The organism is Dickeya lacustris (assembly GCF_029635795.1).
GTDB lineage: Bacteria > Pseudomonadota > Gammaproteobacteria > Enterobacterales > Enterobacteriaceae > Dickeya > Dickeya lacustris.
Window position 1 is genome coordinate 1,472,090 of the sequence record NZ_CP114280.1, and the last position, 22,714, is coordinate 1,494,803.

Below are 22,714 nucleotides of genomic sequence, written 5' to 3' on the forward strand. Positions count from 1 at the left end.
TTTTGCTATTTGCTATTTGTTATTTGCTATATGACATCACGCCGTTATTGCTACGTCGCGATGCCATGATGTGTTGTCAGGGTTTGGCTGGCAGCGTCACCCAATATCCCGGCTGGTACGGCAACGGCAGGAATTTTTCATGGAAGGTGCGGAAAGTTGCATCTGGGTCGATGTCTTTAAACAAGTCAGGGTGCAACCACTTTGCGATAACCTGAATCGCCACAAACTGATACGGACTGTCATAGAACTGATGCCAGATGGCATGGGCATTACCGTTGCTGGCTACCGGCAAGGTTTTAAAGGCTGAACGGGTCATCAGTTTCTGCAAACGTTGCAACGCTTGTGCTGCATCGGCACCGGGGCCCACGCCAACCCAGCCGTTAGCGGTATTGTAATTTTTCCAGTTCGCCCCGGTCACAATCACCACGTCAGGGCGCGCGCTGATAATCTGCTCGGGATTCAAGGTGCCAAACGTACCAGGAATAATCCCTTTGGCAATGTTAGTCCCCCCCGCCGCTTCAACCATTTTGCCAAAGTTTTCATCGCCAAATGACATGCAGCACTCTTCATCATAGCCGCCAGCACGGTCAATCATCACTTTAGGGCGAGACCCCTGATAGTGTTTCAGGCGTTCTGTCACCAGCTCAATCTGTTGACGACGGAACTGGATAATGTCATTGGCTCGCTCAGGTTTTCCCAGCAACTGCCCCATGATGCGGATGCTCTTCTCGGCATTCTCAAACGGTTTTTCACGAAAATCGATAAAGACGACCGGAATACCCAACCCATTGAGCTTCTCGATAAGCTTGGCTTCATCGGTCGCGGCTTTGGCCTCAAGATTCATCAGCACCAAATCTGGCTTCAGGTTTACAGCCTGCTCAACGTTAAATGTGCCGTCTTTCGCACCGCCGAACGTGGGCAGTTTTTTGATCTGCGGATATTTATTTTCATAGGCGATATAGCCGTCATAATCGGCTTTTGGCAAATCATCACGCCAGCCGACGACGCGCTGGAACGGCGCTTCAGTATCAAATGCCGCCAGTAAATAAATCTGCCGCCCTTCCCCCAAAATAATGCGTTTGACTTCTGATTTAATTTCTACCGTTCTGCCGCTCACGTCATTAATGACTATCGGAGCGGCTTTCACGGCTGAAGCCAGACCAAACACCATGCCAACGGCATACAACCATTTCTTCATTCTCTAATTCCCTGCGTCTCTTATGGATAATGAGAGTTATTATCATTCAAAGTGAATAATAAAGTTGCGCACAGATTCGAGCAATCTTTTTTGCATTCAAGCATCAGATCTTGATGAAAAAACGCGCCCATCATCAATGACAGAGAAAACAGAGCAGAATAGCCAGGCCGTCACTGGCCGAGGATAGGACGAATGCCGCCCATCATCTCGGGCTGCGTCGTCAGATAGAGGGCCAGACCCACTAGCGTCAGGATAATCCCCCCCGCCAAAGACAGCAGTGACCACATAACCGGTTGCCAGCGAGAGGGGGTGCGATGTTGGCTCAAGCGCTCAAACAGCTGACGACAACACTGCACCGCAACGCCTAACAAAGAAACTGTCAGCGCAGTCCCACACGCCATCGCCAGTGCGCAAGCCATTCCCCAGGCAAACACGTTCAACACTTTGGCAAACAGCAACACCATGATGGCCCCGGAGCACGGGCGTAACCCCATCGTCAAGACCACCATGGCTCGGGTGCGCCAGCCATCGCCCTGATGGAGCGCCTGCGCGGTTGGTACATGCTGATGACCACAGCCACACGCAGCCTCATGACGCGGTAAACTCACGGCAGCCGTCACCGCACGGGCAGGATGCGCGCTTGCAAGCGGCATGAACCGGTGAATATGCAGTTTGGGACGACGCGCGCACAACGCCAGTAAGCGGCGCATCGCACGCAGACACAGCCACCCACCCAATACCATCACCAAAACAAAACTGCTTTTCTCCACCCAAAAACTGCTGGCATGAAGTACCCGACTGGATAATTGCAATACCGTCAAAACTAACGTAACTAAACCAATCGCCATACCGCCTTGCAGCAAGGCGGCTGCGCAGGTCAGTTGCAGGCTGCTTTTGAGCCGCGAAGGATGGGTAGCCAGATAGGTTGTAATCACCATTTTGCCATGTCCCGGCCCAACGGCATGGATAACGCCATAGACCAGACTAAACCCCATTAATGTCCAACCCGCCTGATGAGGATCGGCATGAACATGTTGCAATAGCTCGGCCATCTGCTGGTGCAACGCGCGTTGCCACGCCATACATTGCAATAGAATTGTCGGCCAGAAAGCCACCAGTAACCACACGACAAGCGCAAGCAGCGCGAAGCACAGCAGCAGCGGCCAAATAAACCGGGCGTATCGGTACAAGCGCGACGGCAACATCACTGGCATTGCAGCGTTACCCGTTGGGCAAATTGTTTGCCGAGTTCAATCGTTTTGGCCGGTCGGGCATCTTTATCCAGCGCCTGAGCATAAGATTGAAGTGAGGCATCCGGCTTTGGTGTGACAAGCGTCGTTTTACAACGGCCGCTCAATGCCGGGGAGAGTTGAATAGCACTATCATCTTTATAAGACATATCAACAAAATAGCTCGGATCATAGGTTGAAATTTGCAACGGTGCTCCGGTGAGGGACTGCGGGTGGGCCAACGGCAAAACAAATGCTAAAACCGCTTTGTTACCTTCACGCGACAAATGATACTCCGTTGGCATCGGCTGGTATTTGACGGCCTTGCCCTCACGATAGACATCCGTGAAATAGTGCTGCCCCAGCACATTTGCCATCACCTCCGCCGCCAATTTCTTCCAGACTTCGGATGTGTTATTCGCATTCACGGCGTCATACAGTAAATCCGCTGAGGTGATAGGGTCCATTATCCAGGTCATACGTAACCCGGTTATCTGCTCATTACTCCCTTCAATGGTCGTTTTCATGTCAATGAAGCTGTGTGGATGCGCCAGCGCCTGAGGCCCCCATAGCACGCCAGTGACAAGCAAGAGATAGCTTACCCAACGTAATGAAAAGCCCGAATTGTTATAATGTAACATTTCTTGTCTCACCTGTTTAACCTATCGCCGACAGCACGCGGTTTACCCCCTTTGTGCCTTCACCACGGGGCGCAATACCCATACCGGCAGCGATAATGCCGCCATCACCCAAAACGTTCCGCCCTGAAGATACTCAAACAGAACCCCAGACAGTACCGTCATAACCGCGATGGCTCCCCCACTGGCTAATGCCGAATAAGCGGCCTGTAACCGCAGTACATCGGCATCATGACGGGCGGAAATAAACTTCATGACCGCCAGATGACAAACCGTAAATGTTCCACAATGCAGAATCTGCATCACTATCAGCCAGGGAAGCGACACGGTATATCCCATCAACCCCCAGCGCACCACACCGCACACGGCAGAGAGCAGCAACAAACCGGATGCGCTCCAGCGACGAAATAACCGCCGACTCAGCGCGAACACGATAATTTCAGCCACCACGCCAAGTGACCACAAATAGCCAATAACCGCAGCGGAGTACCCTGCCTGTTGCCAGTAAATGACGCTAAAACCGTAGTAAGCCGCATGCGCGCCCTGTAACAACGCCACACACAGCAATAAACGCCAGACGGCAGACTCCCGTAACAAAATAAGCCAGGGCGTAGCAGGCTGCTGCACTGCCGCGTGTACGCGCTTATGTCCTCCCGGCATGACATGGGGTTGCAATAGCATGCCAAGCAGCATGGACAACACACCAAGCGTCAGTACCAGTAAAATCACCGGATGCCCCCATACGGAAACCATCTGCCCGGTGACGGCAGAGCCAATAACAAACGCGATCGATCCCCAGAGCCTCACCCGGCCATAATCGAGTGTGATTTGCTTTTGCCAGGTCGCCGCCAGCGCATCGCTTAATGGCATCAAGGGCGCAAAGAACAGGTTAAAACCGGTCATCACCAGTACCAGCCAAAGCCAGGTGCTACCGAACCAAAAACCGATAACCGTCAATAGCGATAACAGCGCCAGCACACGTAATGCGGTAATCAAACGCGCCGGGTCATTCACCAACGGCGTAATAAACAGACTCCCAATAAAACGTGCAGCCAGCCCTATTCCCAGTAAGCCGCCGATAGCTTCAGCGGATAAACCTTCGCCCTTAAGCCAGCCGCCCCAAAAAGGCAGGAAAACGCCGTAACTGAAAAAATAGGTAAAATAGCCAAGTGCCAGCCAGTATGTTGATTGCAGAACCATGTTGCCCCCTTATTGCTCATTACTCTGTCAGACGGCTTTTGCTGACGCAACGATAAGTCGCAAAAGAAAACGCCAGCCCGAAGGCTGGCGTTAGCGTATAAGCGGACAGTAACCGACAACTATCAGGCATAAACTGGGAAGCGGGCGCAAATTTCCAGCACTTTCTGCTTGGTACGCTCAATCACAGCTTCGTCATTGATGCTATCCAGCACATCACAAATCCAACCGGCCAGTTCACGCACTTCGGCTTCTTTGAAACCACGACGCGTCGCCGCCGGTGTACCGATACGGATACCAGAGGTCACAAACGGGCTCTTCGGATCGTTCGGCACGCTGTTTTTGTTAACGGTAATGTTGGCACGGCCCAGCGCGGCATCCGCCTCTTTACCAGTCAGGTTTTTACTGACCAAATCAAGCAGGAACAAGTGGTTATCTGTACCGCCAGACACCACGTTAAACCCACGAGACAGGAACACCTCTACCATGGCTTTGGCATTTTTCGCCACTTGTTGCTGGTAAGCTTTGAACTCCGGTTCCATGGCTTCTTTCAGTGCAACAGCTTTACCGGCGATGACGTGCATCAACGGGCCGCCCTGACCGCCCGGGAATACCGCTGAGTTCAGTTTTTTGTACAGTTCTTCATCGCCACCTTGCGCCAGAATCAGGCCGCCACGCGGGCCCGCCAGCGTTTTATGCGTGGTGGTGGTCACGATGTGGGCGTGTGGAACCGGGTTCGGATAAACACCAGCGGCAACCAGACCCGCAACGTGCGCCATATCAACAAACAGGTAAGCACCGATGCTGTCAGCGATTTCGCGCATTTTCGCCCAGTCAACAATACCGGAATAGGCAGAAAAACCGCCGACAATCATTTTCGGCTTGTGAGTACGGGCCAGCTCGGCCATCTCGTCGTAGTTGATCTTACCGGTTTCATCAATGCCATAAGGCACGACGTTATACAGTTTGCCCGACAAGTTAACCGGAGAACCGTGAGTCAGGTGGCCACCGTGGGCCAGGTTCATCCCCAGAATGGTATCGCCCGGCTGCAACAGCGCGGTGTACACGGCAAAGTTAGCCTGCGAGCCTGAATGCGGCTGGACGTTGGCATAGTCGGCACCGAACAATTCTTTAGCGCGATCGATAGCCAATTGCTCAACCACATCAACATACTCGCAACCGCCGTAGTAACGTTTGCCCGGATACCCTTCGGCATATTTGTTGGTCAGCTGAGACCCTTGAGCCTGCATGACGCGTGGGCTGGTATAGTTTTCTGATGCAATCAGTTCAATGTGCTCTTCCTGACGCACCACTTCTTGCTGCATTGCTTGCCATAGCTCGGCATCGTAATCGGCAATGTTCATTTCACGCTTTAACATCCGCATCTCCTGACTCAGCTAACTTGCTTCTTTATGAAAAGTCACCCCAGAGGGCCGTGGGTACATAGTGTAAACCGTTTTGGAGTGGCGATGATAGGGCTTGACAGAGGTTTTTACGCAAACGATTAGCTTCAGCTAATACAAGGCTTTTCACCAAGAGATCCCGCATGATTCTGGCTGATATTTTCTCATCTGCAACCTGCGATTTCTTCATCTCTCACCCGGCCATATCAGCATAATTTTACACCGGGTGCACCTGGAAAAGATTTACAGATGGCCTACCATCCAATAACATGCATTATAAATACAACTTATAAGCCACCCATAAAATGAGGTTAGCCATGTTGGATCAACAAACCATCGCCACTATCAAATCGACTATTCCCCTGCTGGCTGCAACCGGCCCTGCGTTAACGGCTCACTTTTATCAACGTATGTTTCACCATAACCCCGAGCTGAAAGACATTTTTAACATGAGTAATCAGCGTAATGGCGATCAGCGTGAAGCCCTATTTAACGCCATTTGCGCTTATGCTACGCATATAGAAGATTTGCCTGCGCTATTGCCTGCCGTAGAGCGCATTGCACAAAAACACGCCAGTTTTAACATCCAGCCAGAGCAGTACCAAATTGTCGGAACACACTTACTTGCAACGCTTGATGAGATGTTTAATCCAGGCCAACCGGTGCTGGAAGCATGGGGAAAAGCCTATCAGGTGCTGGCAGACGTTTTTATCCAACGTGAAAGCGCTATTTATCAGCACAGTGCGGCTCAGAACGGCGGATGGCAGGGAACGCGGCCTTTTCGCGTTGTGTCCAGGCAAACAGAGAGCAGCGTGATAACAAGTTTTACTCTGGAACCGCTGGACGGCGGCGCGGTTGTCAACTTCCGCCCAGGGCAATATATTGCCGTTTATTTGCGCGATGCGCGCTTTGCCAATCAGGAAATTCGTCAATATTCACTGACTCATGCACCGAATGGGCACACCTATCGCATTGCCGTTAAGCGCGAAGCGCAAGGTACGGTTTCCGGCTATCTGCATGATAGTATTCGTGAAGGTGATATTATCGACCTGGCTGCACCGCACGGTGATTTCTTTCTCGACATTCCCGGCACCACTCCTGTGGCACTGATTTCAGCAGGCGTCGGCCTGACGCCGATGCTCAGTATGCTGCACGCTCTAAAACAGCAGCAGCATCAGGCGGATATTTTTTGGTTGCATGCCTGTGAAAATAAGCAAAGCCATGCCTTTGCCAACGAAGTGACCGGCATCGCTCTGCCGCAACTGCACCAATACGTCTGGTATCGTGATATGCCTGCTGCGCCCAACGCGTCCCTCTTCCCTGGCCTGATGGCGTTAACAGACATACCGGTCAAGCTGCCTGTCGCTGACATGCACTGCTACCTCTGCGGGCCGGTAGCCTTTATGCAATTTGCTGTTCGGCAATTGCTCGAACAAGGCGTCCCCCGCTCACAGATTCACTATGAATCTTTCGGCCCACATAAAATTCTTGAATAAACGCCCATAGCATTTCTTCACCGCGCACGCCCGGGCTATGCCAATAGCCCGGATTATCTTCTACCCCGCCACATGAAAACCGTCGTTACCCTATCACGCCACCTAATGCGGTTATTCTATTGTTCATCTACAGGAAAAAATTCAGAAATAGCAATATGTCACGCTATACACAATACATTGACATGATGAATGTTTTTATAAACATTCTTGACGAACTTCAAAAAAACAAAATATAGAAAAGGAAAAGGTAATAACACAATGTTACACTTAAAACATCGTTTCATTAAAATATTAAATTGAAACAAAGACAGACAAACTGTATTTATTGGCGGCCACGGCATAGCGTTTTATATAAAAATAAGGTTTTTCATTTTATATAAAATCAGCGGTGGTATAGAACACGCTCATTCGCCCGTTTTATTTGCAAAAATGCCTGAGAACACCGCTATCGCATTCAGCATTAAAACAGGCATAGGCAAAAAGGTATTGAAAAGACAAGCAAAGCTGTTATCAAAATATAACAGCGTCAATAACGCATTTATTTTCAACAACCCACCCAGGACTCAAGGACTTATAGTAAGGAAAATGATGATGAACAAATTCTCTGGATGTTCTTTGGCAGGTAAAACATGTCTGGCGCTGATCGTTGCCGGGGCGATGGCTTCTGGCGCGTCTGCCGCCGAGCTGCTTAACGCGAAAGCACGAGATGCTGCGCCAACTATCGGCTGGGCCTCACAAAATGGCACAACCACCGGTGGTGCGGCGGCGACTAACGATAATATCTCGGTTGTTACCAATATCAGCGAATTCACCAACGCATTGAGCGCTGGCACCACGGCAAAAATCATTCAAATCAAAGGCACTATCGATATCAGCGGTGGCAAGCCTTACGCCGATTTTGCCGATCAGAAAGCCCGCAGCCAAATCCTGATTCCAGCCAATACCACGATTTTTGGCCTTGGTACTGATGCCAAATTCATCAACGGCTCGCTGATTGTTGATGGTACCGACGGCACCAATAACGTCATCGTCCGTAACGTGTATATCCAAACCCCAATTGATGTTGAACCCCATTATGAATCGGGCGACGGCTGGAATGCCGAATGGGATGCGATGAACATCACCAACGGCGCGCATCACGTATGGGTTGATCATGTCACTATCAGCGACGGTTCTTTCACCGATGATATGTACACGACGAAAGATGGCGAAACCTATGTGCAGCATGATGGCGCGCTCGACATCAAACGCGGTTCTGATTACGTCACCATTTCCAACAGCGTGATCGATCAGCACGATAAAACCATGTTGATTGGCCACAGCGATACCAACTCTGCTCAGGACAAAGGCAAACTGCGCGTAACACTGTTTAACAACGTCTTTAGCCGAGTGACCGAGCGTGCGCCGCGTGTCCGTTACGGCAGCATCCATAGCTTTAACAACGTATTTAAGGGCGACGCGAAAGATCCGGTCTATCGTTATCTTTATAGCTTCGGTATTGGCACAAGCGGTAGCGTACTGTCTGAAGGTAACAGCTTCACCATTGCTAACCTCAGCGCCAGCAAAGCCTGTAAAGTCGTTAAGAAATTCAATGGCTCAATATTCTCTGACAGTGGCTCAACGTTTAATGGCAGCGCCGTTGACTTATCTGGCTGTGGGTTTAGCGCATATACCAGCAAGATCCCTTACGTTTACACCGTTCAGCCGATGACCAGCAATCTGGCTCAGTCAATTACGGACAATGCAGGTTCAGGCAAACTGTAATCACACCGCTTTCAGCGTATTTCTCATTTTACGGCTGCATTACGCAGCCGTTTTTTATTCGATATATCAAGGATGGATTTAATTATTCATACTGCCCTATCGCAAATTGCCTTCATGCCTCACTAATACCTTAGGTATCGATAATTTTTTGTCGGCTATAGCCTTTATTGGTATAACGTTTTTAGCAATACAACGTAACACCCCAAATACCTTCGCGGAAATATCGGTGACATCAGGATATATCGGGTCAGGCTTTCACATTAATAAATATTTATTTAAAAAATATCGAATGATTTGTTAATTTTTTTACTTATGGCAGACCAAAACACCATTTCAATTCTTTGAAATTAATATAAAAATTAATTCAATAACTGTAATCAAAAGTTACCGGGTTCGATCACACTTTAAATAAAATTATACATGACTATTTAAATAACGAGATTTAGGTCACAAAACAGTCACCCCGAAATGCTTAAAAATCCACCTTGCCATCTATTAAAATGGCATTTCATTTTTTGAAGAAACATTTTTCAATCACCGCTAATTGGACAAGCGCTTTTAGCGCAAGGACACTGTTTATGAAAAACACGCGTGTACATTCTATCGGAACCAAAAGTTTACTGGCCGCTGTCGTCACAGCAGCGCTGATGGCCTCCACCGCTTATGCGGCAGGAGAAAAAGATGCGGCAACGACTGGCTGGGCGACGCAAAACGGTGGTACTACCGGGGGCGCGAAAGCGGCAACCATCGTTCCAGTAAAAACTATCGCTGACTTTAAAAAAGCGCTGAATGGCACTGATGCATCACCCAAAATCATCAAAATCACCGGGCCGATTGATATCAGCGGCGGTCAGGCTTATAAAGACTCAGCCGACCAGAAAGCACGTAGCCAGATCAGCATTCCGTCCAACACCACCATCATCGGTGATGGCAGTAACGGTAAATTCACCAACGGTTCTCTGGTTATCAAAGGTGTGAGCAACGTTATTCTGCGCAACCTGTATATTGAAACACCGGTTGACATCGCACCGAAATATGAAACCGGTGACGGCTGGAACGCTGAGTGGGATGCAGCAGTTATCGACAGCTCCACTAACGTTTGGGTTGACCATGTAACCATCAGTGATGGTAGCTTCACTGATGACAAATACACCACAAAAAATGGCGAAAAATACGTTCAGCATGACGGCGCGCTGGATATCAAAAAAGGCTCTGACTATGTCACCGTCTCTAACAGCCGCTTTGAACTGCATGACAAAACTATCCTGATCGGCCACAGCGACACTAACGGTTCACAAGACTCCGGCAAACTGCGCGTGACCTTCCACAACAACGTGTTTGATCGTGTAACTGAACGTACCCCACGCGTACGCTTTGGTAGCATCCATGCTTATAACAACGTCTATCTGGGTGATGTAAAACACAGCGTCTATCCGTACCTGTACAGCTTCGGTCTGGGCACCAGCGGCAGCATTCTGTCTGAATCTAACTCATTTACTCTCTCTAACCTGAAGAGCATTGACGGTCAGAACCCTGAGTGCAGCATCGTGAAAGCCTTCAACAGCAAGGTATTCTCCGATAAAGGCTCTCTGGTGAATGGTTCCACAACCACCAAACTGGATACCTGTGGCCTGACCGCTTACAAACCGACTCTGCCGTACAAATATAGCGCTCAAACGATGACTAGCAGCCTGGCTAACAGCATCGTCAGCAGCGCGGGTTACGGCAAACTGTAATCTTACCTGTCATACACGCCGGCCACTGATAACAGTGGCCGTTTTTTCATCACATTAACCACCCGGTGTAGATTGAGAGAGACGTCATGAGCAAACAAAAGAGTATCGCAACCAATGCACTCTTACTCATATCATTGTGTTACCTGCCAGCAACGCTGGTTCAGGCAGAGGGCACCACACCGACAATAACCACCGCTCCGGCTCAACCGACTTTTGACATCGTCACTTTAGCGCAAAACACGCAAATACGCGGTAGAGTGGCCTATCGCGATATCCGTTTCCCGGCAACAGTGGTCATTAAAGACCAACGCGGTACACAGCGGACAATCAAAACGGATATTCAAGGGCGTTTCTACGCCGACGTTTCCTCCATGGTTGCACCGTTACGTTTCTCTGCAACAGAAGCAGGTGGACAAAACTGTCTTAGCAGTAATCAATTGCGGGCTGTATGCCTAAGCGCGCTGGCCACCACATTGCGTAGCGGCTCTGAGAACCGTATTAACATCAACCCATTAACCGATCGCATTACCTCAGACATAGCGATATCAGCAGGCTATATAGGCCCTCAACAGTTTATTGACGCAGAAAGCCTGTCCCCGGTGACGATATCTGCCTGGGAGACGGCCTATCACGAATTCCACTTAGGCTTTGATGATGCATTAAAACAGGCGGGGATTACCGGCCCATTCGATCCTCTCAGCTATGCTGACGCGCTGACGCCTGCATTTAACCGAGTGCTGCAACTGATTAACCATGCGCGTAATTACGACAATAACACCGGGTTAGCGGGCCATGCGGTGCTCACGGATATCGCTTTTCGGCCAATTGTCGGTTTGAATCCGACCGGAAGTTATGAAGTGCTGGATTTCGACAGCGCCAGCCAACAGCGCAAAGCGCTTGAGCAAGCGCGTACCCGCATATTTATCGTGAGCGATTCAACCGCTGCCACCTACGAGAAAGGCCGTTTTCCTCGCATGGGATGGGGGCAGGTGTTTGAGCAGCAATTCCGGCCAGATAGCAGTGTGGCGATTGTGAATGGCGCACGCTCCGGGCGAAGCTCTCGCGATTTCTATTACGAAGGATGGTTCCGCCAGATGGAACCGTTTATGCGCCCCGGCGATTATTTATTTATCGGCATGGGACACAATGACCAAAACTGCGATAGTAAGAAAGCGGTACGAGGCGCGGCAGATGTTGCCAATCTGTGTACCTATCCAAATGATGCGAACGGCAACCCTCAGTACCCGGCAGGGAAATCGGACATGTCGTTCCAGCTGTCACTGGAGCGCTATATTCGCTATGCCAAGTCGCATAAGCTTATCCCGGTATTACTCACGCCTACCGCTCGGGTTAAAACGGCTGACGGAAAAAATGGTACTCCTGCCGTTCACAGCCATCTGACGAAACAAAATCAAGCCGGTGGCTACGCATTTATTGGTGACTACACTCAAACCATCCGGGATACCGCCAGCAAAAATAATATTCCGCTTCTGGATGTAGAAACAGAGACGCTTTCGCTGGCTAATCAGAATGGTGGGCAGCAATGGCAACAATACTGGTTGGCAGTAGACCCGACCCGTTACCCTTATTATCTCGATCAAGCCGGCAGTCTTGATAAACCCGATACCACCCACTTTCAGCAAAAAGGCGCGGAGGCCGTAGCCGCGATCGTTGCCGGGCAAATTCGGGCAACAGCGGCACTACGTAGCCTGACGGATAAATTGCGTACGATTGAGAGAAAATAGCGGCATCACGCAAGGATTTTTAGGACGTTACTTGTGCATAACGCACCGGACACTGTCACTCTACCATTAAAGGAATATGTGTATGATCAAAACGCTCTCTGGCGCTCTGGCGCTGTCATTGATTGTCGCCGCCAGCGTGCATCAGGCACAGGCAGCCACCACGTACAATGCCGTCGTATCGAAGTCATCCAGCGACAGCAAGGCTTTCAAAACCATCGCGGATGCAATTGCCAGCGCGCCGGCCGGTAGTACACCGTTCGTTATTCTGGTGAAAAACGGTATCTACAACGAACGCCTCACCATTACGCGCAACAACCTGCATCTGCAAGGGGAAAGTCGCAGTGGCACGATCATCGCTGCCAGCACAGCCGCAGGGACACTGAAATCTGACGGCACCAAATGGGGCACTGCGGGCAGCAGCACCGTGACGATTACAGCTAAAGACTTTAGCGCTCAGTCATTAACTATCCGCAACGACTTCGATTTCCCGGCAAATCAGGCCAAAAGCGACAGCGACAGCACCAAGATAAAAGATACGCAGGCCGTCGCGCTGTATGTCACGAAAGGCAGTGACAAGGTCTATTTTAAAGACATCAGCCTAGTCGGCTATCAGGATACGCTGTATGTCTCCGGCGGTCGTAGCTTCTTCTCTGATTGCCGTATTAGCGGTACGGTTGACTTCATCTTTGGCGACGGCACGGCATTTATCAACAATTGCGATCTGGTTGCCCGCTATCGCGCGGATGTAAAAAGCGGTAATGTCTCAGGCTATTTGACTGCCCCTAGCACCAATATCAATCAGAAGTATGGTTTAGTTATCGCCAACAGCCGCGTAGTCAAAGAAAGTGACGCCGTATCAGCCAAAAGCTACGGTCTGGGACGCCCCTGGCATCCTACAACCACATTCTCTGATGGTCGCTATGCCGATCCGAATGCTATCGGACAGACGGTATTCCTGAATACCAGCATGGATAACCATATTTATGGTTGGGATAAAATGTCTGGTAAAGACAAAAACGGCAACACTATCTACTTCTTACCTGAAGACTCGCGCTTTTTTGAATACAAATCCTATGGTGCGGGAGCGGCGGTGAGTACAGCTCGTCGCCAATTAAGCGACGCTCAGGCAGCGGAATATACGCAGAGCAAAGTATTGGGTGACTGGACGCCAACGCTGCCTTAATCACCGTTGCATGCGGAAATACGGGCTGATAACAACTCAACCCGCGTGAGGTGAATGTCGTTAATACGTCGCTAAATGCATAACAGTGCAGAAAACGAGGCGCATAAAACGAGGTTCATAAAGTGGTGTAATAAACAGGGAGGTGCCATTGCACCTCCCTTATTTTATCTGTGATTATCCAGCCAAGAGAATGCACGCAAAACCGGTTAGCCAGCACCGCTCTCCCCACCACAAAAAAAGCCCATGATATTCATGAGCTTTTTCAACTGTGCAGGAATCACCTGCGTGCTACCCGACAAACGGTCAGATAGCTTCCTCGTCTTCTTCTCCGGTACGGATACGAATCACGCGGGCAACATCAAACACAAAAATCTTGCCGTCGCCAATTTTCCCGGTCTGGGCGGTATGCATAATGGTTTCCACGCAGGTATCCACAATATCATCGGACACCACAATTTCTATTTTCACTTTCGGCAGGAAATCCACCATGTATTCCGCACCACGGTACAGTTCTGTATGGCCTTTCTGACGGCCAAACCCCTTAACCTCAGTGACTGTCATCCCCGTAATGCCGACTTCCGCCAGCGCTTCTCGCACATCATCCAGCTTGAAGGGTTTAATAATCGCATCAATCTTTTTCATGGTGAAATCCTAATTATCACTCAGTCATAGGCTAGCCCCGTACAGTGACGTTATAGCCCATCATGCAATTCACAATATATTAACACTATGCTTTAAAATCGTTAGCGTCCAGCTCATGACGCGCAAGCAGCTTATAAAATTCGGTACGATTACGCCCAGCCATACGCGCCGCCTGCGTCACATTACCTTTGGCTATCTGTAGCAATTTGCGCAGGTAGTTTAATTCAAATTGATTACGCGCTTCGACAAATGTTGGTAACGCAGTATTCTCACCTTCTAATGCCTGCCCAACTAACGTATCGCCAATAACCGGAGAGGTTGTCAGAGCAACGCATTGCTCTATCACATTGACTAACTGCCGCACATTTCCAGGCCAGCTTGCAGCCATCAGCCGCTTCATGGCATCCGTTGAAAAACTGCGTACAAACGGCTTATGGCGTGTGGCCGCCTCTCGCAACAAGTGATTAGCTAACAAGGGAATATCTTCAGCACGCTCATGCAATGCGGGTAATTTCAGGCTAACCACATTTAACCGATAGTAGAGATCTTCACGAAATTCGCCTTTCTCCATCGCTTTGGGCAAATCACGATGTGTGGCAGAAATAATTCGCACATTAATATCGATATCGCGATTACTTCCCAACGGCCTGACCTTACGCTCTTGCAATACACGCAGTAACTTCACCTGCAAGGCCAAAGGCATGTCACCAATTTCATCAAGAAACAGCGTGCCCCCTTCCGCTGCCTGAAATAACCCTTCTCGCTGGCTCACCGCCCCTGTAAACGCGCCTTTGGCATGACCAAACAGCTCTGACTCCAGTAACGGTTCAGGCAGCGCACCACAGTTAATCGCGATAAATGGCTGGCGGGCCCTTGGACTCGCGGCATGAATCGCCTGCGCCAGTACCTCTTTTCCTGTACCGCTTTGACCATTAATCAACACACTGACATCAGATTGTGCCACCATTTTGGCTTGATCAAGCAAACGCAACATGATGGGGCTTCGCGTCACAATCGCCGCACGCCAGTGCTCATCGCTCGTCGGAGGCGATAATTTTAACGCATCGTCGATCGCCTGATAGAGAGCATCGCGATCAACCGGCTTCGTCAGAAAACCAAATACGCCTTTTTGCGTTGCAGCAACCGCCTCAGGAATAGAGCCATGGGCCGTCAGAATAATCACAGGAATGCCGGGCTGATTGCGTTGGACTTCAGCAAACAACGCTAAACCGTCCATTTCGTCCATACGCAAATCACTGATGATCAAATCTATTTTTTCGCGCGCTAGCAATCGTAGCGCTTCTTGACCACTGGTTGCCGTCGTGACGCTAAACCCTTCACTGGTTAAACGCATACCCAGTAATTTCAACAAACTAGGGTCATCATCGACTAACAATAAGCTGGCAGACTTTCGGGTGGTCATTCGCTTTTCATTCCTTTTTTCACCGCTGTCGCAGGCGCATCGCTCTCACTATTCTTCACGGGCCTGCGCCCTTCATCTGGCAAATCGCCCGACACGGTTTTTCGAGACGAGAGTTGACGCTCAATATCGGTCAGGTTTTCCAGCTTACGCGAAGTGGTTTCCAATTGAGACTGTAATTGTGCTTGCTGTTCACGCATCACATCCAGTTGCTTGTCACTGCTCTCCTGCATGCGCAAAAAACGCTGGCGCTCATCATCAAGCGTTATCATCAGATTCTGTTTGTCCAGCCAGACCTGAAACAGCGGCAACAATGTTGACGGCACATTCAGCCGGTGGCGGTTAAGTTGGTCAATAATTTGATGACGTTCCTGTACAGTGGTACCCGCGTTATCCAGCAAAATAGCCTGGCGAAATAACCCGCTCCAATCGTTTTCACCCACCAGCAGGATTTGTTCACGAGCCTGAACCGGCGTCATGCGGGCAGCGCAATCCATCGCTCGCAGCCAATACAAACCATTATTCATCGCTTCACTATTATGCAGTTGCCACAAACGTTCGCATGGCATAGTACGATAATCTGCAACCTGCTCTTTGGGTGGATTGACAACCTCAACCCCACGGCGCTCTACACGTGGCGATCCCGGCTGTGCAACACACCCAACCAGCCCCATCGACAACGTCAGTAACGGCAAGAGACGCAGCGCTGTGCGCCTCTTCATCAGCAGCCTGACCAGCGCGTGATACCATACAAAGGCAGGAAACCGTGCAATCATGGTGAAGTCTCAATATTCAAAGGTAATTCGATACGAAAGCAGACATCGGCATACTCCACCGTCACCAGCTTTAACTCGCCCTGCATGCGGCGAATGCAGTCCTGAGCAATACTCAGCCCCAACCCACTGCCTTTTACCGCCCCTTTACGCTGATGGGAACCTTGATAAAAAGGCTCAAAAATCAAATTCTTATCTGAATCAGGAATCGGCGTCCCGCTATTAGCAACGTCAATATATACACGCCCAGCGGCCTGGTGACTGCGGACCCAAATGTTACCGGATTCCCGACCATAGTGCACCGCATTGGAGTAGAGATTATCCATTACCCGCATCAGCAACGTCGTTTCCGCGCGGCACGTCTTCGCATCTAATTGCAGGTGCGTTTGCATCCATTTGGATCGGGCAGGCAAACTATGGGCAGCCACCACCATCGTTACAATGTCTTCAATATCAACCGGCTCAAGTCCCGCCGGGGCATCCGCAAGCTTACGGTTATAGTCTAACAGTTGCTCAATCAGTTGTTGCAGATGGCGGCTACTGCTATCCAAAATCGCCACCACCTCTTTTTGGTCGGCGGTTAACGCCCCCACGACCTCGTCAGCCAGCAGGGCCGCCCCCTCACGCAAACTGGCCAGCGGTGTTTTCAACTCATGTGAAAGATGACGTAAAAACTCATGTCGCTGCGCCTCCAGCCAGGACAATCGCTCACTCAGCCACAAAATACGCTGGGCTAACGAGCGAATTTCCGTCGGCCCCCTAAATTGGCTGAGGTGCCCAGGCACCTTTCCCTCACCGAGCCGATTAATCATGCGCTCAACCCCCTTTACCGGGCCGATAATCATGCGGGTAAACAGCATGACTAACAACACGCTGACTAAAAAGAGCACCAGCGCCTGCCAGCCAAAAAAACGGCCACGTTCAGCAATATTCTGCTGTAACTGCTGTCCACGGGAAAAAATGACGTCTCTTGTCGCCTGCACCATTTGTGCATTGGTACGAGAAAAGGCATCCAGCGCAGCGGTAGCAGCCGGGTCAGGGCCGGTATTCTGGCAATGAATGTCAGATAACGTCGCCAGATACTGTTGTAAATTCCGGTAATACTCAGGCGTGGGTAGAATTGCCGCATGTGCATCAAGCATCTGGGCATATTGCTTACGCTGGTTTTGATAAAGCTGCGCCAGTGTTTGATCGCCCAGCACACAAAATTGCCGGTAACTGCGTTCCATACTGACGGCGATGCCTGTCATCGCCTCACTGCGTCGGGCGTCAGCCAGCGTGGTTGTATTGATACCCGCCGCCTGCTCACTGAGATGATCCAAGCTTTCATATGCCTGGTAGGCCAGCACCAATAAAGGCAACAAGACCAGCAGAAAAGCCATCACAACCAACTGGCGCAAAGATCGGGGGAAAATCCGCCATGTTTTTAACGAAATCATGTCGTTACCTGTCAGTGTATGCATAGCACGTAAGATAGCGAGCCATTGTACGCAGGTTAGCCGCCACCTCAACAAGACCCCGAAGAGAATATTGGCAAGCGCTGCGCACCCTGCCGCATTTCTCGCTGCAACCATAACGGATTTGCACCACGATGAGGCATGACGTACAGAGAAGACGCAGACTGCGCATAATACATGGGGCTGCGCGCGCGAAAAAAAACCCGGCCACACTGATGTCTGGCCGGGTCTCTGAATAGGTGGTGCCTCACTCAACGTGTCGCCCGATGTGTGATAAAGCCCTGAGGCAGTTATCAAAAAGCTGGACGATAGGCACCTTATCTTTTGGCATCATTCCAGGCGTTATGGGCAAAGCGTCAACAGCACAATGCAAACATAACCAGTTGAATGAGCAGCGCGCTATATTATGCACAAATTATGCCAACATTAAAGAATAATTTTAACAAGATGATCTTTAATGGAAAATACTCAAAAGCAACGCATCTGGTCGGCCAGTTCTTCACCCCACGCTTACCTCGCCGCCGTACGCCTCTGCGATTATGTCGCCAAAAGAAGACACTGCCAGAAGAGCAGATTAAATCGAATGAAAATCAAGAAATTAAATGTCACCTTTTGGAGACATTTAAGTACGGTAATGTCGCTAATTAGAGACAGCACAATCGCAGGGTCATCACGCAAGACATACGTGGCCGTATCAGGGTTAAATCAACCGGATACGGCCATCACCGCAAACGCCATCGTAAACGCGCCCGGACAACGTTTAGACACATCTAGCAAGGAGGATGACACATCATCATGCCTTGATGATGTGTCGCACAGGCAAACCTCACCGGTAACGTATGCACGCATTATTACGTGGCGTATGCAATAGGCGGTTAACCTTTCAACCTAACTGACGGCGCGCATTACGGAAGATTCGCATCCATGGGCTGTCCTCACCCCACTCCTGCGGATGCCATGAATTACTGACGGTACGGAACACGCGTTCAGGATGCGGCATCATTACGGTGACACGGCCATCTGTGCTCGTTACCGCTGTAATACCGTTCGGCGATCCATTCGGGTTCGCCGGATAATCCTGAGTGACCTGACCGTAGTTATTCACATAACGTAATGCCACCAGATGATGCTGTTCCAGCGCCGCCAGGTGGCTCTCATCACGCACTTCCACGCGGCCTTCGCCGTGTGATACCGCAATCGGCATACGTGAACCGGCCATATCTTGCAGCAGCAGAGACGCGCTCTTAGCCACTTCAACCAAACTAAAACGCGCTTCAAAGCGATCGGATTTATTGCGCACAAAACGCGGCCAATGCTCGGCCCCTGGGATAAGTTCGCGTAAATTCGACATCATCTGACAACCGTTGCAGACGCCCAGCGCCAGCGTTTGCGGACGCAGGAAGAAAGCGGAGAACTCATCGCGAACCCGCTCGTTGAACAGGATGGATTTTGCCCAGCCTTCACCTGCCCCCAATACGTCGCCGTACGAGAAACCGCCGCAGGCAACCAGCGCCTGGAAGTCTTGTAAATCACGACGCCCGGCCAGTAAGTCACTCATATGCACATCAATGGCATCAAACCCTGCACGATGGAACGCCGCCGCCATTTCTACATGGGAGTTAACGCCCTGCTCACGCAGCACGGCCACTTTCGGACGGGCCTGGCGGCTAATGAACGGTGCGGCGATATCTTCCTGCAAATCAAACGTCAGTGCGACATTAAGGCCGGGATCATTATCATCCGACTTCGCCTGATGTTCCTGATCGGCACACTGTGGGTTATCACGCAGGCGCTGCATCTGCCAGGTGGTTTCCGCCCACCAGCTACGCAGCGTGGTACGGCTTTCGTGATACACCACGTCTTTACCACTATGGATAACGAAATGGTTGCCAGCCTCAGCCTTACCGAGGTAATGCACACACGCCGCCAGACCATGCTCTGCCAGAATCTCTTCGACTTCATTGCGACGGGACGCTTCGATTTGGATAACAGCGCCTAATTCCTCGTTAAACAGTACCGCCAGCGCGTCTTCACCCATCGAGCTGATGTCAACGTTCAGGCCACAATGCCCGGCAAATGCCATCTCAGCCAATGTCACTACCAAGCCGCCATCCGAACGGTCGTGGTAGGCCAGCAGCGCCTGCTTCGCAACCAGCGCCTGCATGGCATTGAAGAAACCCGCCAGTTGAGCCGGGCTGCGAACATCGGCCGTTTTGCGCCCTAACTGGCGATAGACCTGTGCCAAGGCTGTCGCCCCAAGCGCGTGGTGCCCTGCCCCCAAATCAATCATCAACAGAACGTTATCTTTGTCGGTACGCAGCTCTGGCGTCACGGTATGGCGCACATCCTCAACGCGGGCAAACGCCGAAATCACCAAAGACAAAGGCGCGGTAATGGCTTTCTCTTCACCTTTTTCCTGCCAGCGGGTTTTCATCGACATGGAATCTTTTCCCACCGGGATAGTGAGTCCCAACGCCGGGCAGAGCTCTTCACCAATGGCACGTACCGCTTCATACAGCCCGGCGTCTTCCCCTGGATGACCCGCTGCGGCCATCCAGTTGGCGGACAGTTTCACCCGTTTCAGATCGCCAATCTGCGTCGCCGCAATATTGGTCAGCGCCTCACCAACAGCCAGACGTGCAGATGCCGCAAAGTTACGCAGCGCAACCGGGGCACGTTCGCCAATCGACATCGCTTCGCCGTAATAACTGTCCAGGCTTGCAGTGGTCACAGCGCAGTCAGCAACAGGCACCTGCCAAGGGCCGACCATTTGATCGCGGGCCACCATACCGGTAACAGAACGGTCGCCAATAGTAATCAGGAAGGTTTTTTCCGCAACAACCGGTAAGTGCAGAACGCGCTCAACGGCCTCTGCCAGATAGATCCCGTCACGATTAAGTGGTGTGCCCACTACGTCTTTGCGCTCGACATCGCGCAGCATTTTAGGCGTTTTACCCAACAGGACATCGAGCGGCAGGTCGATAGGTTTGTTGTTAAAGTGACGGTCGTTAAGCGTGAGATGCTGCTCTTCCGTGGCCTCGCCAATCACCGCATAAGGTGCGCGCTCGCGGCGACAGATAGCATCAAATAGAGAGAGTTGCTCCGGCGCAACCGCCAGTACGTAGCGCTCCTGCGACTCATTGCACCACACTTCCAGCGGGCTCATACCCGGCTCATCATTGAGGATATCACGCAGTTCAAAGCGGCCACCGCGACCACCATCGCTCACCAGTTCCGGCATCGCATTAGACAGCCCGCCTGCGCCCACATCATGAATAAACAGAATGGGGTTCTGCTCGCCTAACTGCCAGCAGCGATCGATAACTTCCTGGCAACGGCGCTCCATTTCCGGGTTGTCACGCTGTACGGAGGCAAAATCCAGATCCGCATCAGACTGACCGGACGCCATCGATGACGCCGCCCCACCACCGAGACCAATATTCATCGCCGGGCCGCCCAGCACAATCAGCTTGGCACCGATGCTAATTTCACCTTTCTGCACATGTTCACTGCGAATATTACCGATACCGCCAGCCAGCATAATCGGCTTGTGATAACCGCGCACTTCTACACCGTTATGGCTATCGACCACTTCTTCATAGGTGCGGAAGTACCCGGTCAACGCCGGGCGGCCGAATTCGTTATTAAATGCCGCGCCGCCAAGCGGCCCATCCATCATGATATCCAGCGCGCTCACAATGCGATCCGGCTTCCCAAAATCCTGCTCCCAGGGTTGAATAAAATCGGGAATACGCAGGTTAGACACCGAGAAACCGACCAACCCGGCTTTAGGTTTCGCCCCGCGCCCGGTCGCGCCTTCATCACGAATCTCACCGCCTGAGCCCGTTGCCGCGCCCGGCCACGGTGAAATTGCCGTTGGGTGGTTATGCGTTTCCACTTTCATCAGAATATGCGCATCTTCCTGATGATATTCATACACACCCTGAGGGTTGGCGAAGAAGCGGCCAACGGCCGATCCTTCCATCACCGCTGCGTTATCTTTATAGGCAGACAACACATGCTCCGGCGTGTGCTCGAACGTATTTTTGATCATTTTAAACAGTGATTTGGGCTGTTTTTCACCGTTAATAATCCAATCCGCGTTAAAAATCTTGTGGCGGCAATGCTCCGAGTTTGCCTGAGCAAACATATAGAGTTCGATATCCGTCGGGTTACGCCCTAATGTCGTAAATGCTTCCAGCAGATAATCGATTTCATCCTCTGCCAGCGCCAGCCCCAGACGTAGATTCGCCGCTTCCAGCGCGGTGCGGCCTTCAAGCAAAATTTCGACGCGTTTAAGCGGTGCCGGCTGATGTTGGGAGAACAGCAGATTTGCCTGCTGCATGTCATCAAACACACATTCCATCATGCGATCATGCAATAGCGCGGCTACATCTCGCCACTGCACATCGCTTAGGGTCGGCGCATGGATATAAAACGCCAGCCCACGCTCCAAACGGCGGATTTTCTGCAAACCGCAATTATGTGCGATATCCGTGGCTTTTGAAGACCAGGGAGAAATGGTGCCGGGACGTGGAGTAACCAGAATCAGGCGACCGCCGGGTTCATGCTCTGCCAACGACGGGCCATATTTTAGCAAGCGACTCAGCCGTGATTGTTCTTCATGGTTTAGCGGAGCGTTCACATCGGCAAAATGGACGTATTCGGCGTAAATGTCGCTGACGGGCAGATGGTATTCCTTACACCGGGTCAACAGTTTATTGATACGAAAAGCCGATAGGGCGGGTGAACCACGCAAGATTTCCATCATCTAAATTTCTCTCGTCTTCGAGGCACCGGAGACAGTGCGTCAGGGCGCTACAGGGGGGAAAC

Annotated in this window: 15 protein-coding genes; 5 read left to right on the top strand and 10 right to left on the bottom strand. The window is 51.0% G+C overall.

The window, feature by feature from the left end:
* Positions 1 to 76: 76 nt before the first annotated feature.
* From O1Q98_RS06560 to glyA, 5 genes are all read right to left on the bottom strand, one after another.
* Positions 77 to 1,198: an ABC transporter substrate-binding protein gene (locus O1Q98_RS06560; protein WP_125260311.1), complete on the bottom strand. Its 1,122-nt coding sequence runs from the start codon at positions 1,196 to 1,198 to the stop codon at positions 77 to 79.
* A 170-nt stretch (positions 1,199 to 1,368) separates the two neighbouring features.
* Positions 1,369 to 2,412 carry a nickel/cobalt transporter gene (locus tag O1Q98_RS06565; protein WP_125260312.1) on the bottom strand — a complete coding sequence of 348 codons (1,044 nt, stop codon included), beginning with the start codon at positions 2,410 to 2,412 and terminating at the stop codon, positions 1,369 to 1,371.
* Positions 2,403 to 3,068 (bottom strand): DUF1007 family protein, encoded by a 666-nt coding sequence (locus tag O1Q98_RS06570; RefSeq protein WP_125260313.1) that lies wholly within the window; start codon positions 3,066 to 3,068, stop codon positions 2,403 to 2,405. Before O1Q98_RS06570 ends, O1Q98_RS06565 begins: the two co-directional genes overlap by 10 nt.
* A gap of 42 nt (positions 3,069 to 3,110) precedes the next feature.
* On the bottom strand, positions 3,111 to 4,265 hold the full coding sequence (locus O1Q98_RS06575; RefSeq protein ID WP_125260314.1) for a 3-phenylpropionate MFS transporter: 1,155 nt from the start codon (positions 4,263 to 4,265) through the stop codon (positions 3,111 to 3,113).
* 122 nt (positions 4,266 to 4,387) lie between these two features.
* Positions 4,388 to 5,641, bottom strand: a complete 1,254-nt coding sequence (glyA, locus tag O1Q98_RS06580; RefSeq protein WP_125260315.1) for a serine hydroxymethyltransferase — start codon at positions 5,639 to 5,641, stop codon at positions 4,388 to 4,390.
* Between the two features lie 341 nt (positions 5,642 to 5,982).
* Between glyA and hmpA the strand changes: the two genes are divergently transcribed.
* The 5 genes from hmpA (at position 5,983) to pemA (ending at position 13,589) form a co-directional block, all read left to right on the top strand.
* Positions 5,983 to 7,161 carry an NO-inducible flavohemoprotein gene (gene hmpA, locus O1Q98_RS06585; protein WP_125260316.1) on the top strand — a complete coding sequence of 393 codons (1,179 nt, stop codon included), beginning with the start codon at positions 5,983 to 5,985 and terminating at the stop codon, positions 7,159 to 7,161.
* Positions 7,162 to 7,749: 588 nt separating this feature from the next.
* Positions 7,750 to 8,925, top strand: a complete 1,176-nt coding sequence (locus O1Q98_RS06590; RefSeq protein ID WP_333482124.1) for a polysaccharide lyase — start codon at positions 7,750 to 7,752, stop codon at positions 8,923 to 8,925.
* A 578-nt stretch (positions 8,926 to 9,503) separates the two neighbouring features.
* Complete coding sequence (locus O1Q98_RS06595) at positions 9,504 to 10,661, top strand: polysaccharide lyase (RefSeq protein ID WP_125260318.1); 1,158 nt, start codon at positions 9,504 to 9,506, stop codon at positions 10,659 to 10,661.
* An 86-nt stretch (positions 10,662 to 10,747) separates the two neighbouring features.
* Positions 10,748 to 12,406 (top strand): pectin acetylesterase PaeY, encoded by a 1,659-nt coding sequence (gene paeY / locus O1Q98_RS06600; RefSeq protein ID WP_125260319.1) that lies wholly within the window; start codon positions 10,748 to 10,750, stop codon positions 12,404 to 12,406.
* 82 nt (positions 12,407 to 12,488) lie between these two features.
* Positions 12,489 to 13,589 carry a pectinesterase PemA gene (gene pemA / locus O1Q98_RS06605; protein WP_125260320.1) on the top strand — a complete coding sequence of 367 codons (1,101 nt, stop codon included), beginning with the start codon at positions 12,489 to 12,491 and terminating at the stop codon, positions 13,587 to 13,589.
* Between the two features lie 303 nt (positions 13,590 to 13,892).
* Here pemA and glnB read toward each other — a convergent pair whose 3' ends face one another.
* The 5 genes from glnB to purL all read right to left on the bottom strand — a co-directional run bounded on the left by glnB (position 13,893) and on the right by purL (position 22,652).
* Positions 13,893 to 14,231, bottom strand: coding sequence for a nitrogen regulatory protein P-II (glnB, locus tag O1Q98_RS06610; RefSeq protein WP_125260321.1), 339 nt, complete (start codon positions 14,229 to 14,231; stop codon positions 13,893 to 13,895).
* 85 nt (positions 14,232 to 14,316) lie between these two features.
* Entirely contained in the window at positions 14,317 to 15,654 is a 1,338-nt protein-coding gene (gene glrR, locus O1Q98_RS06615) for a two-component system response regulator GlrR (protein ID WP_125260322.1), read from the bottom strand.
* Positions 15,651 to 16,427 carry a two-component system QseEF-associated lipoprotein QseG gene (qseG, locus tag O1Q98_RS06620; protein ID WP_125260323.1) on the bottom strand — a complete coding sequence of 259 codons (777 nt, stop codon included), beginning with the start codon at positions 16,425 to 16,427 and terminating at the stop codon, positions 15,651 to 15,653. Before qseG ends, glrR begins: the two co-directional genes overlap by 4 nt.
* Entirely contained in the window at positions 16,424 to 17,863 is a 1,440-nt protein-coding gene (locus O1Q98_RS06625; RefSeq protein WP_125260324.1) for a sensor histidine kinase, read from the bottom strand. The genes qseG and O1Q98_RS06625 overlap by 4 nt, the downstream gene beginning before the upstream one ends.
* A gap of 901 nt (positions 17,864 to 18,764) precedes the next feature.
* Entirely contained in the window at positions 18,765 to 22,652 is a 3,888-nt protein-coding gene (gene purL, locus O1Q98_RS06630; protein ID WP_205744280.1) for a phosphoribosylformylglycinamidine synthase, read from the bottom strand.
* Between the last annotated feature and the right edge of the window lie 62 nt (positions 22,653 to 22,714).

What these genes read in the sequence shown, in the direction of transcription:
- O1Q98_RS06560 (WP_125260311.1), bottom strand. Translation starts at nt 1,198, where the DNA reads ATGAAGAAATGGTTGTATGCCGTTGGCATGGTGTTTGGTCTGGCTTCA.
- O1Q98_RS06565 (WP_125260312.1), bottom strand. Translation starts at nt 2,412, where the DNA reads ATGCCAGTGATGTTGCCGTCGCGCTTGTACCGATACGCCCGGTTTATT.
- O1Q98_RS06570 (WP_125260313.1), bottom strand. Translation starts at nt 3,068, where the DNA reads ATGTTACATTATAACAATTCGGGCTTTTCATTACGTTGGGTAAGCTAT.
- O1Q98_RS06575 (WP_125260314.1), bottom strand. Translation starts at nt 4,265, where the DNA reads ATGGTTCTGCAATCAACATACTGGCTGGCACTTGGCTATTTTACCTAT.
- glyA (WP_125260315.1), bottom strand. Translation starts at nt 5,641, where the DNA reads ATGTTAAAGCGTGAAATGAACATTGCCGATTACGATGCCGAGCTATGG.
- hmpA (WP_125260316.1), top strand. Translation starts at nt 5,983, where the DNA reads ATGTTGGATCAACAAACCATCGCCACTATCAAATCGACTATTCCCCTG.
- O1Q98_RS06590 (WP_333482124.1), top strand. Translation starts at nt 7,750, where the DNA reads ATGATGAACAAATTCTCTGGATGTTCTTTGGCAGGTAAAACATGTCTG.
- O1Q98_RS06595 (WP_125260318.1), top strand. Translation starts at nt 9,504, where the DNA reads ATGAAAAACACGCGTGTACATTCTATCGGAACCAAAAGTTTACTGGCC.
- paeY (WP_125260319.1), top strand. Translation starts at nt 10,748, where the DNA reads ATGAGCAAACAAAAGAGTATCGCAACCAATGCACTCTTACTCATATCA.
- pemA (WP_125260320.1), top strand. Translation starts at nt 12,489, where the DNA reads ATGATCAAAACGCTCTCTGGCGCTCTGGCGCTGTCATTGATTGTCGCC.
- glnB (WP_125260321.1), bottom strand. Translation starts at nt 14,231, where the DNA reads ATGAAAAAGATTGATGCGATTATTAAACCCTTCAAGCTGGATGATGTG.
- glrR (WP_125260322.1), bottom strand. Translation starts at nt 15,654, where the DNA reads ATGACCACCCGAAAGTCTGCCAGCTTATTGTTAGTCGATGATGACCCT.
- qseG (WP_125260323.1), bottom strand. Translation starts at nt 16,427, where the DNA reads ATGATTGCACGGTTTCCTGCCTTTGTATGGTATCACGCGCTGGTCAGG.
- O1Q98_RS06625 (WP_125260324.1), bottom strand. Translation starts at nt 17,863, where the DNA reads ATGATTTCGTTAAAAACATGGCGGATTTTCCCCCGATCTTTGCGCCAG.
- purL (WP_205744280.1), bottom strand. Translation starts at nt 22,652, where the DNA reads ATGATGGAAATCTTGCGTGGTTCACCCGCCCTATCGGCTTTTCGTATC.